The 15,183-nt window shown below is 59.8% G+C and carries 11 protein-coding genes; all 11 read left to right on the top strand.

The annotated features are described in order from the left end of the window. The first annotated feature begins 70 nt into the window (after positions 1-70). Positions 71-247: a hypothetical protein gene (locus ACZ9IM_RS23050; protein ID WP_003176118.1), complete on the top strand. Its 177-nt coding sequence runs from the start codon at positions 71-73 to the stop codon at positions 245-247. Next, positions 231-3,185, top strand: a complete 2,955-nt coding sequence (locus ACZ9IM_RS23045; RefSeq protein ID WP_476225037.1) for a sensor histidine kinase — start codon at positions 231-233, stop codon at positions 3,183-3,185. Before ACZ9IM_RS23050 ends, ACZ9IM_RS23045 begins: the two co-directional genes overlap by 17 nt. Before the next feature lie 22 nt (positions 3,186-3,207). Continuing rightward, on the top strand, positions 3,208-4,644 hold the full coding sequence (locus ACZ9IM_RS23040) for a sigma-54-dependent transcriptional regulator (RefSeq protein WP_476225036.1): 1,437 nt from the start codon (positions 3,208-3,210) through the stop codon (positions 4,642-4,644). A 709-nt stretch (positions 4,645-5,353) separates the two neighbouring features. Next, positions 5,354-6,754 carry a polynucleotide adenylyltransferase PcnB gene (locus tag ACZ9IM_RS23035; protein WP_008068509.1) on the top strand — a complete coding sequence of 467 codons (1,401 nt, stop codon included), beginning with the start codon at positions 5,354-5,356 and terminating at the stop codon, positions 6,752-6,754. A gap of 3 nt (positions 6,755-6,757) precedes the next feature. Beyond that, positions 6,758-7,243: a 2-amino-4-hydroxy-6-hydroxymethyldihydropteridine diphosphokinase gene (gene folK / locus ACZ9IM_RS23030; protein WP_427626839.1), complete on the top strand. Its 486-nt coding sequence runs from the start codon at positions 6,758-6,760 to the stop codon at positions 7,241-7,243. Positions 7,244-7,620: 377 nt separating this feature from the next. After that, positions 7,621-8,421: a 3-methyl-2-oxobutanoate hydroxymethyltransferase gene (gene panB / locus ACZ9IM_RS23025; protein ID WP_008068507.1), complete on the top strand. Its 801-nt coding sequence runs from the start codon at positions 7,621-7,623 to the stop codon at positions 8,419-8,421. Further along, positions 8,418-9,278: a pantoate--beta-alanine ligase gene (gene panC, locus ACZ9IM_RS23020; protein ID WP_476225035.1), complete on the top strand. Its 861-nt coding sequence runs from the start codon at positions 8,418-8,420 to the stop codon at positions 9,276-9,278. Before panB ends, panC begins: the two co-directional genes overlap by 4 nt. 244 nt (positions 9,279-9,522) lie before the next feature. Then, positions 9,523-9,903, top strand: coding sequence for an aspartate 1-decarboxylase (gene panD, locus ACZ9IM_RS23015; RefSeq protein ID WP_008153310.1), 381 nt, complete (start codon positions 9,523-9,525; stop codon positions 9,901-9,903). A gap of 231 nt (positions 9,904-10,134) precedes the next feature. Then, on the top strand, positions 10,135-11,799 hold the full coding sequence (gene pgi / locus ACZ9IM_RS23010; RefSeq protein ID WP_427626845.1) for a glucose-6-phosphate isomerase: 1,665 nt from the start codon (positions 10,135-10,137) through the stop codon (positions 11,797-11,799). Positions 11,800-12,001: 202 nt separating this feature from the next. Then, on the top strand, positions 12,002-13,939 hold the full coding sequence (gene acs, locus ACZ9IM_RS23005; protein WP_476225034.1) for an acetate--CoA ligase: 1,938 nt from the start codon (positions 12,002-12,004) through the stop codon (positions 13,937-13,939). 191 nt (positions 13,940-14,130) lie between these two features. After that, positions 14,131-15,147 carry a class I SAM-dependent rRNA methyltransferase gene (locus ACZ9IM_RS23000; protein WP_427626849.1) on the top strand — a complete coding sequence of 339 codons (1,017 nt, stop codon included), beginning with the start codon at positions 14,131-14,133 and terminating at the stop codon, positions 15,145-15,147. Positions 15,148-15,183: the final 36 nt, after the last annotated feature.

Raw genomic sequence — 15,183 nt, 5'->3', positions numbered from 1 at the left:
TGCAGTGGCGCGCCCATCCGTTACCATCGCCGCACGTTTTCGGGCACGCGCATAAAAAAGAGAGGCCGGGATGTACATCTATCGCTTGGTCCTGCTCCTGGTAGTGGGGATTTATCTGTTCTCCCCGGCCATCATGGATTGGTGGATCGACGCCACGGGCGCCTGGTATCGCCCTTATTTGCTCTGGCTGATTCTGATTGTCGTGACCTTCATCCTGCAGAGCCAAAAAGATGCCGATGAGCTTTAGCCTGACCCAGATGATCCTGATCAGCGCCGCGTACCTGGCGGTGCTGTTCGGCGTAGCCTGGATCAGCGAACGGGGGATGATCCCCCGGGCGATCATTCGCCACCCGCTGACGTACACCCTGTCGCTGGGCGTCTACGCCAGTGCCTGGGCGTTTTACGGCACGGTGGGCCTGGCCTATCAGTACGGCTACGGTTTTCTGTCCAGCTACCTCGGGGTTTCCGGGGCCTTTCTGCTGGCGCCGGTGCTTTTGTACCCGATCCTGAAAATCACCCGCACTTATCAGCTCTCGTCCCTGGCCGACTTGTTCGCGTTTCGTTTCCGCAGTACCTGGGCCGGCGCACTGACGACAATTTTCATGCTGATCGGCGTGCTGCCGTTGCTGGCGTTGCAGATTCAGGCAGTGGCCGACTCCATCAGCATCCTCACCCGCGAGCCGGTGCAGCATCGCGTGGCCCTGAGCTTCTGCGCACTGATTACCCTGTTCACGATTTTCTTCGGCTCCCGCCACATCGCTACCCGCGAGAAACACGAAGGCCTGGTGTTTGCGATTGCTTTCGAGTCGGTGATCAAGCTGATCGCCATCGGCGGCGTTGGCCTCTATGCGCTGTACGGCGTATTCGACGGCCCGCAGCAGCTGGAACTGTGGCTGCTGCAAAACCAGACCGCCCTCGCCGCCCTGCACACACCATTGCAGGAAGGCCCGTGGCGCACGCTGCTGCTGGTGTTCTTCGCCTCGGCGATCGTGATGCCGCACATGTACCACATGACGTTTACCGAGAACCTCAACCCGCGCTCGCTGGTCAGTGCGAGCTGGGGTCTGCCGCTGTTCCTGCTGTTGATGAGCCTCGCGGTGCCGCTGATTCTCTGGGCCGGGCTGAAACTCGGCGCCACGACCAATCCGGAATACTTCACCCTGGGCATCGGTATCGCCGCCAACAACAAAGCCCTGGCGCTATTGGCCTATGTCGGCGGATTGTCAGCGGCCAGCGGTTTGATCATCGTCACCACGCTGGCGCTCTCCGGGATGGCGCTGAACCATCTGGTGCTGCCGCTCTATCAGCCGCCGGCCGAAGGCAATATCTACCGTTGGCTGAAATGGACCCGTCGGGCGCTGATCGTCGCGATCATCATGGCCGGTTACGGTTTCTACCTGATGCTGGGCGCCGAGCAGGATTTGGCTAACCTCGGCATCGTCGCCTTCGTCGCCACGTTGCAGTTCCTGCCGGGGGTGTTGTCGGTGCTGTATTGGCCGACCGCCAACCGTCGCGGCTTCATCGCAGGCCTGTTGGCGGGGATTCTGGTGTGGCTGGTGACCATGCTGCTGCCGCTGGTCGGCAATCTGCAGGGTTTCTACATTCCACTGCTGAACATGATTTACGTGCTGGACGACACCAGCTGGCACATGGCAGCAATCGCCTCGCTGGCCGCCAACGTGCTGATGTTCACGTTGATCTCGTTGTTCACCAACGCCAGCCCCGAAGAGGCCAGCGCCGCCGAAGCCTGCGCGGTGGACAACGTTCGCCGCCCACAACGCCGCGAACTGCACGCGGCCTCGCCTCAGGAGTTTGCCACGCAGCTTGCAAAACCATTGGGCGCCAAGGCTGCGCAGAAAGAAGTCGAACAGGCGCTGCGGGACCTCTATCTGCCATTCGATGAACGTCGGCCATACGCCTTGCGCCGTCTGCGTGATCGTATCGAAGCCAACCTTTCCGGCCTGATGGGGCCAAGCGTGGCGCAGGACATGGTCGAAACCTTCCTGCCCTACAAGGCTGGCGGCGAAAACTACGTCACCGAAGACATCCACTTCATCGAAAGCCGCCTTGAGGACTACCACTCGCGCCTCACCGGCCTTGCCGCCGAACTCGATGCCCTGCGCCGCTACCACCGCCAGACCTTGCAGGAATTGCCGATGGGCGTGTGCTCACTGGCCAAGGATCAGGAAATCCTCATGTGGAACAAAGCCATGGAGGAACTGACCGGGATTGCCGCACAGCGTGTGGTCGGTTCGCGCCTGAGCACCATTGGCGATCCATGGAGAGAACTGCTGCAAGGCTTCATCAATCTGCCGGACGAGCATTTGCACAAACAGCACCTGGCCCTCGACGGTCAGACGCGCTGGCTGAACCTGCACAAAGCGGCGATCGATGAACCGCTGGCGCCGGGTAACAGCGGCCTGGTGCTGCTGGTGGAAGATTTGACCGAAACCCAGATGCTCGAAGACAAACTGGTGCACTCCGAGCGCCTGGCCAGCATCGGCCGACTGGCGGCCGGCGTGGCCCATGAAATCGGCAACCCGATCACCGGCATTGCCTGTCTCGCGCAAAACTTGCGCGAAGAGCGTGAAGAAGACGCCGAACTCACGGAAATCAGCGGGCAGATCCTCGAGCAGACCAAACGCGTGTCACGCATCGTTCAGTCGCTGATGAGCTTCGCCCATGCCGGCAGTTATCAGCACAGTGACGAGCCCGTCTGTCTGGCGGAAGTGGCCCAGGATGCCATCGGCCTGCTGGCCTTGAACCGGCGCAATTTCGAAGTACAGTTCTATAATCTGTGCGATCCCGACCACTGGGTCGAAGGTGACCCGCAGCGGCTCGCCCAGGTATTGATCAACCTGCTCTCAAACGCCCGCGACGCCTCGCCTCCGGGCAGTGCGGTACGAGTCAAAAGCGAAGCCGGCGAACACACGGTCGATCTGATCGTCGAAGACGAAGGCAGCGGTATTCCCTCGAGCATCATGGACCGACTGTTCGAACCTTTCTTCACCACCAAGGACCCTGGCGAAGGCACCGGTCTGGGCCTTGCACTGGTCTATTCCATCGTTGAAGAGCATTATGGACAAATCACCATCGACAGCCCGGCTGATGTTCAAAGCCAACGCGGCACCCGTATCCGGGTAACTTTGCCGCGTCATGTCGAAGCGACGTCCGCTGTGAACTGAGACCGTCGAGAGTATCGAATCAATGCCGCACATTTTGATCGTCGAAGACGAAACAATTATCCGCTCCGCCTTGCGCCGTCTGCTGGAACGTAACCAGTACCAGGTCAGCGAAGCCGGATCCGTGCAGGAAGCACAAGAGCGTTTCAGCATCCCCACATTTGACCTGATCGTCAGCGACCTGCGCCTGCCAGGCGCCCCCGGTACCGAGTTGATCAAACTTGGCCAGGGCACTCCGGTGCTGATCATGACCAGTTACGCCAGCCTGCGTTCGGCCGTCGACTCCATGAAGATGGGCGCGGTGGATTACATCGCCAAGCCTTTCGATCACGACGAAATGCTCCAGGCCGTCGCGCGAATCCTGCGTGACCGGCAATCGGCGCAAGCCAGCGGTGAACCGGTCGTCGGCAAAACGAGCAATGGTGCCGCAAAAAGCGGTGTCGACAACAGCAACGGCGAGATTGGCATTATCGGCTCCTGCCCACCGATGCAGGACCTGTACAGCAAGATCCGTAAAGTCGCGCCAACCGATTCCAACGTCCTGATCCAGGGTGAATCCGGTACCGGTAAAGAACTGGTAGCACGCGCCCTGCACAACCTGTCCAAACGTGCCAAGGCGCCGATGATTTCGGTGAACTGTGCGGCCATTCCAGAAAGCCTGATCGAGTCCGAACTGTTCGGCCACGAAAAAGGCGCGTTTACCGGCGCCAGTGCCGGGCGTGCCGGGTTGGTGGAAGCGGCGGACGGCGGCACCTTGTTCCTCGATGAAATCGGCGAACTGCCACTGGAAGCCCAGGCCCGCCTGCTGCGTGTGTTGCAAGAAGGAGAAATCCGCCGGGTAGGTTCGGTGCAGTCGCAGAAGGTCGACGTACGCCTGATTGCCGCGACGCACCGGGACCTCAAGAGCCTGGCGAAGATTGGGCAGTTCCGTGAAGACTTGTATTACCGCCTTCACGTAATCGCCCTGAAACTGCCGGCCTTGCGCGAACGCGGCGCGGACGTCAATGAAATTGCCACTGCATTCCTCGCGCGGCAGAGCGCACGGGTCGGCCGTACCGATCTGAAGTTCGCCCTGGATGCCGAACAGGCCATTCGGCATTATTCCTGGCCGGGTAACGTTCGCGAGCTGGAAAATGCGGTCGAACGCGCAGTGATCCTGTGCGAAAGCCCGGAGATTTCCGCCGAGCTGCTGGGCATCGACATCGAACTGAGCGATCTGGATGACGACGACTTCATCGGCCTGGCGCCGCAGCAGGGCAACGGCGCCGGTAACACCAGCCACGAACCGACCGAAGATTTGTCCCTGGAAGACTACTTCCAGCATTTCGTTCTCGAGCATCAGGACCACATGACCGAAACCGAACTGGCCCGCAAACTCGGGGTCAGCCGCAAATGCCTGTGGGAACGCCGTCAGCGCCTGGGCATTCCGCGGCGCAAGACCGGGGTGGCCAGCGAGAGCTGAACCGCACCTGTCGTATGTGCGGGTAACACATGACATTGTGAAAAAACTGTTACCTCAGCTTTTTCGCGTAACAGAAGCCGGGGCTTACGGTAACGAAGCCCCGGTTTTTTTTGGCCTCGAACAACACCATCAGCCCGCCTAACCCCTTGTTTTACTAGGCTTCACAAAAGTTGGCACGCACCCTGCTATATGTTCAGTACAAGAACAATAACAAGCACTGTACAAGACAATAAAAATAAGACGAATCGACTCACGCACAATAAAAACAAGACGGCGAGAGGCGTAGCTAACTGATTCTTTTGGAGAGGCGTTGCATTTGGGGCTTGCCCCACGACCAGGCCGAGAATAATAAAAAACTGTCCCGAGACAGTGCCTGAACTGGTTGGATCGAACGATCACAGCAACACAGCGACCAAAGCAATCCGTTTGCTCTTGGCTCCCGATTGGGAGGGTCATGAAGGAAAACTTCATGGCGAGGGCGCTCAACAAAAACAAGAAGCCCGAAACCAATAATAAAAATAGAGCATGCAACTACTTCTTGGGGAGCTTCGGCTCCCCTTGTGGTTTCTGCCGTTTGCCCCTGCTACCGACATCCCCTTCACACGCTTGCGCAGCTTCCTACACCATCCCCCGACTAAATGCTAGAATCCCCGCCCATCATGCGGTCATTCTTCGTTATGGCCGAACATTCCTTCAAACAGTGCATCCCATGCTGAAGAAGTTGTTCCAGTCATTCCGTTCTCCCAAGCGTCATACGCAACACATTCGCAGTACGCCTGAAGTGCTCAACAGCGGCCAACATTCGCTGCAAAAGGCACAGTTCAGCCGTTACGCGGTGAATATCGTCGAACGCCTGCAGAACGCCGGTTACCAGGCTTACCTGGTCGGCGGCTGTGTGCGTGACATGCTGCTCGGCATCACGCCGAAAGATTTCGACGTCGCCACCAGCGCCACGCCTGAACAGGTACGCGCCGAATTCCGCAACGCGCGGATCATCGGTCGGCGTTTCAAACTGGTGCATATCCACTTTGGCCGCGAAATCATTGAAGTCGCGACCTTCCGCGCCAATCACCCGCAAAACGACGAAGACGAAGACAGCAACCAGTCGTCTCGTAATGAAAGCGGGCGCATTTTGCGCGACAACGTCTACGGCACCCTGGAAGAAGACGCGCAACGTCGCGACTTCACCATCAACGCCTTGTATTACGATCCGGTCAGCGAGCGCATTCTCGACTACGCCAACGGCGTACACGACATCCGCAATCATCTGATCCGCCTGATCGGCGATCCGAAGCAACGCTACCAGGAAGACCCGGTGCGGATGCTGCGGGCCGTGCGTTTCGCCGCCAAGCTGAATTTCGGCATCGAAAAACACAGCGCCACGCCGATCCGCGAACTGGCGCCGTTGCTGCGCGAGATTCCGTCGGCTCGTCTGTTCGAAGAAGTGCTCAAGTTGTTCCTCTCCGGCTATGCCGCGGACACCTTCGAAATGCTGGTCGACCTGCAGTTGTTCGATCCGCTGTTCCCGGCCAGTGCGGCCGCGTTGGAGTACAACCCGACCTACACGCACACGCTGATCAGTGAAGCGCTGATCAACACGGACCTGCGAATCAAGCAGAACAAACCGGTCACCCCGGCATTCCTGTTTGCCGCCCTGCTCTGGCCTGCCCTGCCGGCCCGTGTGTTGCGCCTGCAAGAACGCGGCATGCCGCCGATTCCGGCGATGCAGGAAGCCGCTCACGAATTGATCGCAGAGCAGTGCCAGCGCATTGCTATTCCGAAACGCTTCACCATGCCGATCCGCGAGATCTGGGACATGCAGGAGCGCTTGCCACGGCGTAGCGGCAAACGCGCCGACCTGTTACTGGACAATCCGCGGTTCCGTGCCGGTTACGACTTCCTGCTGCTGCGTGAAAGCGCCGGTGAACAGACCGATGGCCTGGGCGAATGGTGGACCGACTATCAGGACGCCAACGACAGCGAACGCCGGGACATGATCCGCGACCTCAGCGGCAAGGACGACGGTACCGGTGCTCCGCGCAAACGTCGCCGTAGCGGCGGTGCCAAGCGCAAGCGCGCTGCCGGCGCACCGAGCGCTACAGGCGAGTAAGCCATGGAACGCATCTACATCGGCATGGGCAGCAATCTGGCTGACCCCGCCGAACAGTTGCGCAGCGCTGTCGCAGCGCTGGCGCAATTGCCGCAAACCGAACTGGTCGGGGTTTCCGGGTTTTATCAAAGCGACTCGCTGCTGCCCGGCCAACCGCGTTACACCAACGCGGTTGCCGCGCTCGACAGCAGCCTGGCACCGCTGGACCTGCTGGATGCGCTGCAAGCCATCGAGAACGGCCAAGGCCGTGAACGCCTTGAACGCTGGGGCCCACGTACGCTGGATCTGGACATCGTGCTGTTCGGCGATCGATTGATCGACGAACCTCGCCTCAAAGTTCCCCACTATCACCTGCAGGAACGGGCCTTTGTGCTCTATCCGTTGGCCGAGCTGGCACCAGCTGATCTGCGCTTGGCCGACGGCCGCCCCCTCACAGAATTACTCGCTGCCTGCCCGTTCGTCGGGTTGGAACGCCTCCCCCCTAATTGACAAAGAACCCTGTGGGAGCGGGCTTGCCCGCGATAGCGACTTTACATTCAACATCAATGTTGAATGATAGTCCGCCATCGCGGGCAAGCCCGCTCCCACAATGGTTCCTGTCGTATCAAAGATCTGCAGCCGCAAAAAAATCTGCTGAATCGCATCAGTAACGCCGGTAACACCCCACGCGTAACAACCCGGTAACACACGCAATTGACTTCCCGGGTTCTCCTCACGACTATAGGCGTCCCGCTGCCGCCAACGCGGCGCCAAAGGGCGCAATCCAGGCCTTACAAGCACCACGAAAGAAGGTGCGCCTGTATAAATGACGAATCACGCGCGTTACTCGCAGTAGTTTCCATAGCGCCTGTAATGAGGATTTTTTCATGCCAGCCATCACCCTGACCACGCTCCAGAGCCTCAAGCAGAAAGGTGAAAAGATCACCATGCTGACCTGCTATGACGCGACCTTCGCCCACGCCTGCAACGAGGCTGGGGTTGAAGTGCTGCTGGTGGGCGACTCACTCGGCATGGTCTTGCAAGGTCACGACAGCACCCTGCCGGTGACCACCGCCGAAATGGCCTACCACGTGGCAGCCGTCAAACGCGGCAACACCGATGCCCTGATCCTCGCCGACCTGCCCTTCATGGCCTACGCCACCCTCGAACAAACCATGACCAACAGCGCCCTGTTGATGCAGGCCGGTGCACACATGGTCAAGGTTGAAGGAGCATTGTGGCTCGCGGACTCGATCCGTCTGCTGGCCGAACGTGGCATCCCTGTGTGCGCGCACATGGGGCTGACGCCGCAATCGGTCAACATCCTGGGTGGCTATAAAGTCCAGGGCCGCAACGAGAACCAGGCGCGGCAAATGCGTGCCGACGCGATTTCCTTGGAACAGGCTGGTGCGGCCATGCTGCTGCTTGAATGCGTGCCCAGCGAACTGGCCGAAGAAATCTCCCAGGCGGTGAAGATCCCGGTGATCGGCATCGGCGCCGGCAGTGGCACCGACGGCCAGGTGCTGGTCCTGCACGACATGCTGGGCTTGTCCATTACAGGCCGCGTGCCGAAATTCGTGAAGAATTTCATGACTGGCCAAACCAGCGTCCAGGCAGCCTTGAGCGCTTACGTCACTGAAGTCAAAGCGGCGACTTTCCCTGGCATCGAACACGGATTCTCTGCATGAACACCGTAAAAACCGTACGCGAACTGCGGGCCGCCGTGGCCCGCGCCCGTAGCGAAGGCAAGCGCATCGGCTTCGTGCCGACCATGGGCAACCTGCACAGCGGGCATATCGCGCTGATTACCAAAGCCACCCAACGGGTGGATTTCGTGGTCGCGAGCATTTTCGTCAATCCGCTGCAATTTGGTGCCGGCGAAGACCTCGACAAGTACCCGCGGACCCTGGCCGCCGATCAGGAGAAACTGCTCCAGGCCGGTTGCCATCTGCTGTTCGCACCGACCGTCGAAGAAATGTACCCCGATGGCATGGCCGGTCAGACCCGCGTCAGTGTTCCGCAACTGTCCGAGGGCCTGTGCGGCGCCAGCCGTCCGGGGCATTTCGAAGGGGTGGCGACCGTAGTCAGCAAGCTATTCAACATGGTCCAGCCGGACTTGGCGATCTTCGGCCAGAAAGACTTCCAGCAACTGGCGGTGATTCGCGCCCTGGTGCATGACCTGAACATGCCGATCCAGATCATCGGCGAACCCACCGTGCGGGCCGCCGACGGTCTGGCGCTGTCGTCGCGCAATGGTTTCCTCAGCGAAGAACAGCGGGCCATCGCGCCGGTGGTCTATCGCACCCTGAGCCATATTGCCGATGCAATTAAACAGGGAGAGCGGGATTACCCGACGTTGATCAACGAGCAGATCAAACAGCTTGAAGCCGCTGGCCTGCGTGCGGATTATCTGGAAATTCGCCATGCGCTGACCTTGCGTCCGGCGACGGCGGAAGATCGGGATCTGGTGATTCTGGTGGCGGCGTTCCTGGGCACGACGCGGTTGATCGACAACCTGCATTTGAACCTCGACGCACCAGCCTGAGCACCGCAAAACCAATGTGGGAGCGGGCCTGTGGCGAGGGGGCTTGCCCCCGTTTGAGTGCATAGCACTCACAAGATCTTTGGTACATCAGAGATTTTGGGGCTGCTTCGCAGCCCAACGGGGCAAGCCCCCTCGCCACAGGCCCGCTCCCACATTAGATCTACGTCGTTTCCAGACTGTATTGCTGCCTCCAAAGCCTTCGGGCAAACTGCCCGCCGTTCGATTCCGACCTGGGGAAACACTCATGCACGCCATCATGCTCAAGGCCAAGCTGCATCGCGCCGAAGTTACCCACGCTGTACTCGATTACGAAGGCTCTTGCGCCATCGACGGTGAATGGCTGGATCTGTCCGGCATCCGTGAGTACGAACAGATCCAGATCTACAACATCGACAACGGCGAACGCTTCACCACCTACGCGATTCGTGGCGAAGAAGGTTCGCGCATGATTTCGGTCAACGGTGCCGCGGCGCACAAGGCCAAGGTCGGCGACCGAGTGATCATCTGCGCCTACGCCCACTACAGCGAAGCCGAACTGCTCAACTTCAAGCCGCGCATGCTCTACATGGCGCCGGGTAACGAGTTGAGCCACACCAGCAATGCCATTCCGGTTCAGGTCGCCTGATCGAGCCGACGCCCCTGTCAGCCTTCCGTTTGTCGGACCGCTCCCTGTTTAAATGTTAAAAAAGTACCGGGAGCAGGTCAGACAAAGTCAAGACAGATTGCAGCGCGAGGTTTACTGTATTCGCCCTGCGCCATGAAATCGTGTCGACGCAGTTGACCGGACGCCCACCCACAGCGCTCCGGGATTTATCGTGTTCAAAAGGCCGTTCAAGTAAAAAGGAAAACCGCAGCGATGGCGTATTACCGCACCCCTCACGACGTTACCGCTCTGCCCGCCTGGCAAGCGCTGAATGACCACCGCCAAGCCATGCAGGATTTCAGCATGCGCGAAGCCTTTAATGCCGATCCGCAGCGTTTTACTCAATTCACCCTCAGCAGCTGCGGCCTGTTTCTCGACTACTCGAAAAACCTGATCAACGCCGAGACCCGCAACCTGCTGGTGGGCCTGGCCAACGAAGTCGACCTCAAAGGCGCGATCAAAGCGCTGTTCAATGGCGAAATCGTCAACTCTTCCGAAGGCCGCCCCGCCCTGCACACCGCACTGCGCCGCCCGGTGGGCGACAAGCTGTCGGTCAACGGCGTCAACGTGATGCCCGACGTGCATAAAGTGCTGAACCAGATCACCGACCTCGTGGGCCGCATCCACGATGGTTTGTGGCGCGGTTACACCGAGAAGCCGATCACTGACGTGGTCAACATCGGCATCGGTGGCTCGTTCCTCGGCCCTGAACTGGTGTCCGAAGCGCTGCTGTCCTACGCCCAGAAAGGCGTGCGCTGCCATTACCTGGCGAACATCGATGGCAGTGAATTCCACGAACTGACCATGAAGCTGCGCGCCGAGACCACACTGTTCATCGTCTCGTCGAAATCCTTCAACACCCTCGAAACCCTGAAAAACGCCCAGGCCGCACGCGCCTGGTACCTGGCTCAGGGTGGTTCGGAAGCCGAGCTGTACCGTCACTTCATCGCCGTATCCAGCAACAACGCGGCAGCGGTAGCGTTCGGTATTCGCGAAGAAAACATCTTCCCGATGTGGGACTGGGTTGGCGGGCGTTACTCGCTGTGGTCGGCTATCGGTTTGCCGATTGCATTGGCCATCGGCATGTCGAACTTCAAAGAGCTGCTGTCCGGTGCCTACACCATGGACCAGCACTTCCAGAGCGCGCCATTCGAACAGAACATGCCGGTACTGCTGGCGTTGCTCGGCGTCTGGTACGGCAACTTCTGGGGCGCGCAAAGCCACGCGATCCTGCCGTACGACCACTACCTGCGCAACATCACCAAACACTTGCAACAGCTGGACATGGAATCCAACGGCAAGAGCGTACGCCAGGACGGCACGCCAGTGTCCACCGATACCGGCCCGGTGATCTGGGGCGGCGTCGGCTGCAACGGTCAGCACGCTTATCACCAGTTGCTGCACCAAGGCACCCAACTGATTCCGGCCGACTTTATCGTGCCAATCGTCAGCTTCAACCCGGTGTCCGACCACCACCAGTGGCTGTACGCCAACTGCCTGTCGCAAAGCCAGGCGCTGATGCTGGGCAAGACCCTGGGCGAGGCCGAAGCCGAACTGCGCGACAAGGGCTTGAGCGAAGAGGAAGTACAAAAAGTCGCGCCGCACAAGGTGATCCCGGGCAACCGTCCGAGCAACACCCTCGTGGTCGAACGTATCAGCCCGCGTCGTCTCGGCGCACTGGTGGCGATGTACGAACACAAAGTCTTCGTGCAAAGCGTGGTCTGGGGCATCAACGCCTTCGACCAGTGGGGCGTGGAGCTGGGCAAGGAACTGGGCAAAGGCGTCTACAACCGCCTGGTCGGCAGCGAAGAAACCCCGGCCGACGATGCCTCCACCCAAGGCTTGATCAACTACTTCCGCGGTCGTCACCGCGGGTGATTTGAGACTCTTTCCCACAGGTCATCACTGACCCTGTGGGAGCGGGCTTGCTCGCGAAAGCGGTGTATCAGTCGACACCAATGTTGAATGACACACCGCTTTCGCGAGCAAGCCCGCTCCCACATTGGTTCTATGTACACTTGAACTCAAAATTCACAGGGCGCATCTTTATTACTTGTTGCAACAAGAATAAGGAACCGTCATGTTCGATATCAGCACGTTCCCCAAAGCCGATGCCGTCCGCCGGGCTGCACAGTTAAGTCAAGACGACTACCAACGCCTGTACCGCCAATCCATCGAGCACCCCAGCACCTTCTGGGCAGAACAGGCCACACGCTTTCTCGACTGGAGCGCGCCGTGGCAAACCGTCCAGCGTTACGACCTGAAAACCGGTGAGGCGAGCTGGTTCGCTGGTGGACAGATAAACGTCAGTTACAACTGCATCGACCGTCACCTGGAAAAACGCGGCGATCAAATCGCGATCATCTGGGAAGGCGATGACCCCGCCGAATCCGCCCAGATCACCTACAAAAAACTCCATCACAACGTCTGCCGACTGGCCAACGTGCTCAAAAGCCGTGGTGTGAAGAAAGGCGACCGCGTGTGCATCTACATGCCGATGATCCCCGAAGCCGCCTACGCCATGCTCGCCTGCGCGCGAATCGGTGCGATTCATTCGGTGGTGTTCGGCGGCTTCTCTCCGGACTCGTTGCGCGACCGGATTCTCGACGCCGATTGCCGCACCGTGATCACTGCCGACGAAGGCGTGCGCGGCGGTAAATTCGTGCCGCTCAAACAGAACGTCGACACGGCGCTGCAAAGCTGCCCCAACGTGAACACCGTGATCGTGGTCGAACGCACCCAAGGCCAGGTTAACTGGGTCGAGGATCGGGACATCTGGTACCACCAGGCTTTGCGCGACGTCAGCAACGACTGCCCGCCAGAGCCTATGGACGCCGAAGACCCGCTGTTCATCCTCTATACCTCCGGCAGCACCGGCAAACCCAAAGGCGTAATGCACACCACTGGCGGCTACTTGCTGCAAGCCGCCATGACCTTCAAGTACGTGTTCGACTATCGCGACGGTGAAATCTTTTGGTGTACCGCCGATGTCGGCTGGGTCACCGGCCATAGCTACATCGTCTACGGGCCGCTGGCTAACGGAGCGACCACGCTGATCTTCGAAGGTGTGCCGAGCTACCCCAGCACCTCGCGCTTCTGGCAGGTGATCGACAAGCACCACGTGAACATCTTCTACACCGCCCCGACTGCCCTGCGTGCACTGATGCGTGAAGGCCCCGAGCCGTTGAAGGAAACGTCCCGCGAGAGCCTGCGGTTACTCGGCACCGTCGGCGAGCCGATCAATCCGGAAGCCTGGGAGTGGTATTTCAATACAGTCGGCGAGCAGCGCTGCCCGATTGTCGATACTTGGTGGCAGACCGAAACCGGCGGCATCATGCTCAGCCCGCTGGTCAGCACCCAACGGATCAAACCCGGTTGCGCCACCCAACCGATGTTCGGCGTGCAACCGGTATTGCTCGACGAACACGGCAAGGAAATCAAAGGCGCCGGCAGCGGCATACTGGCCATCAAGTCCAGCTGGCCGGCGCAGATCCGCAGCGTCTACGGCGACCCGAAACGGATGATCGAAACCTACTTCAAGCCCTACCCCGGCTATTACTTCACCGGCGACGGCGCACGTCGCGACGAGGACGGCGATTACTGGATCACCGGGCGCATCGACGACGTGATCAACGTCTCCGGGCACCGCATCGGCACGGCCGAAGTGGAAAGCGCCCTGGTGCTGCACGACAGCATCGCTGAGGCCGCCGTGGTCGGTTACCCCCACGACGTCAAAGGCCAGGGCATCTATGCCTTTGTCACACCCATGAATGGCACCGAACCCAACGACGAACTGAAGAAACAATTACTGGCGCATGTCAGCAAGGAAATCGGCAGCTTCGCCAAACCGGACTTGATCCAGTGGGCGCCGGCCCTGCCGAAAACCCGCTCGGGCAAGATCATGCGGCGAATTCTGCGCAAGATCGCCTGCAATGAACTGGACAGCCTGGGCGACACCTCGACCCTCGCCGACCCGAGCGTGGTGCAAGGGCTGATCGATCAGCGGCTGAACCAATGAGCCCATGCCGTGCATTGGCCATCACATCCCTGTAGGAGCGAGGCTTGCCCGCGAAGACGGCGGCACAGTCAACATTAATGTCGCCTGACACACCGCTTTTGCGGGCAAGCCTCGCTCCTACAGGTACAGGTTCTTCATCGTCCAAGCTGTTAAACTCCCGCGCCCCAATTCCCTCCTGCAAGGCGCCCAGCATGTCTTCCTTGAATCAGGCGCTGCGCGCCGCCCTCGATCATCGTCAGGACCTGCTTGCCGAGCTGCATCAGCAAGGCACCGATTGCTATCGCCTGTTCCACGGCAGCCAGGAAGGCGCCGGCGGCCTGACCATCGACCGCTACGGTCCGCAACTGTTGGTGCAGAGTTTTCATCAGGCGCTGGAGCGTGACGCTCTGCTGCAACTGCACGAGATCGTCAATCAGCAGTTGGGCCTCGACACCCTGCTGGTCTACAACGACCGCTCCCGTGGCAACTCGCGCATCGACCGCGAAGACACCGTCTACCGCGCCGACGAAGCCGCCCTGCAAGATCTGATCGGTCACGAATGGGGACTGAACTACCGGGTTCGCGGGCGCCACGCCGGCCAGGACCCGTTGCTGTTTCTCGATCTGCGTAACGCTCGCGGCTGGGTCAAGGCGCACAGCAAAAACAAAAGTGTGCTGAACCTGTTTGCCTACACCTGTGGCGTCGGCCTCAGCGCCGCGGCGGGTGGTGCGAGCGAGGTGTGTAACCTGGACTTTGCCGAAGGCAATCTGGCGGTCGGTCGTGAGAACGGTCTGCTCAACCCGCAATTGCCGACGATGGAATTCATCCAGTCCGATTATTTCCCGGCGATTCGTCAATTGGCCGGTCTGCCGATCAGCCAGCGTCGCGGCCAGAAACTGCCGAGCTATCAACGTCTGGACCCGCGTCAGTACGATTTGGTACTGCTTGATCCTCCGGCCTGGGCCAAGAGTGCTTTCGGCACGGTCGACCTGTTGCGCGACTACCAGAGCCTGCTCAAACCGGCGCTGCTGACCACCGCCGACGATGGCGTACTGATCTGCTGCAACAACCTGGCGAAGGTCAGCATGGACGATTGGCGCGAGCAGGTTTTGCGCTGCGCAGAGAAGGCCGGGCGCCCGGTGCGTGAGTGGACAGCGCTGACACCGGGCAGCGATTTCCCATCGTTGGATCAGCAGCCGCCACTGAAAACGCTCATTCTGCAGCTCTGAAAATTCGCACCGATAATCAGATAAATCCTATAAAGC

This window comes from Pseudomonas sp. TE12508 (assembly GCF_056279485.1).
The sequence above is the reverse complement of the archived record's forward strand: the minus strand, read 5'-3'. Positions and strand labels throughout refer to the sequence as shown.

Excerpts from the sequence above, each read along its gene's own strand:
- ACZ9IM_RS23050 (WP_003176118.1), top strand. The coding sequence starts at position 71 with ATGTACATCTATCGCTTGGTCCTGCTCCTGGTAGTGGGGATTTATCTG.
- ACZ9IM_RS23045 (WP_476225037.1), top strand. The coding sequence starts at position 231 with ATGCCGATGAGCTTTAGCCTGACCCAGATGATCCTGATCAGCGCCGCG.
- ACZ9IM_RS23040 (WP_476225036.1), top strand. The coding sequence starts at position 3,208 with ATGCCGCACATTTTGATCGTCGAAGACGAAACAATTATCCGCTCCGCC.
- ACZ9IM_RS23035 (WP_008068509.1), top strand. The coding sequence starts at position 5,354 with ATGCTGAAGAAGTTGTTCCAGTCATTCCGTTCTCCCAAGCGTCATACG.
- folK (WP_427626839.1), top strand. The coding sequence starts at position 6,758 with ATGGAACGCATCTACATCGGCATGGGCAGCAATCTGGCTGACCCCGCC.
- panB (WP_008068507.1), top strand. The coding sequence starts at position 7,621 with ATGCCAGCCATCACCCTGACCACGCTCCAGAGCCTCAAGCAGAAAGGT.
- panC (WP_476225035.1), top strand. The coding sequence starts at position 8,418 with ATGAACACCGTAAAAACCGTACGCGAACTGCGGGCCGCCGTGGCCCGC.
- panD (WP_008153310.1), top strand. The coding sequence starts at position 9,523 with ATGCACGCCATCATGCTCAAGGCCAAGCTGCATCGCGCCGAAGTTACC.
- pgi (WP_427626845.1), top strand. The coding sequence starts at position 10,135 with ATGGCGTATTACCGCACCCCTCACGACGTTACCGCTCTGCCCGCCTGG.
- acs (WP_476225034.1), top strand. The coding sequence starts at position 12,002 with ATGTTCGATATCAGCACGTTCCCCAAAGCCGATGCCGTCCGCCGGGCT.
- ACZ9IM_RS23000 (WP_427626849.1), top strand. The coding sequence starts at position 14,131 with ATGTCTTCCTTGAATCAGGCGCTGCGCGCCGCCCTCGATCATCGTCAG.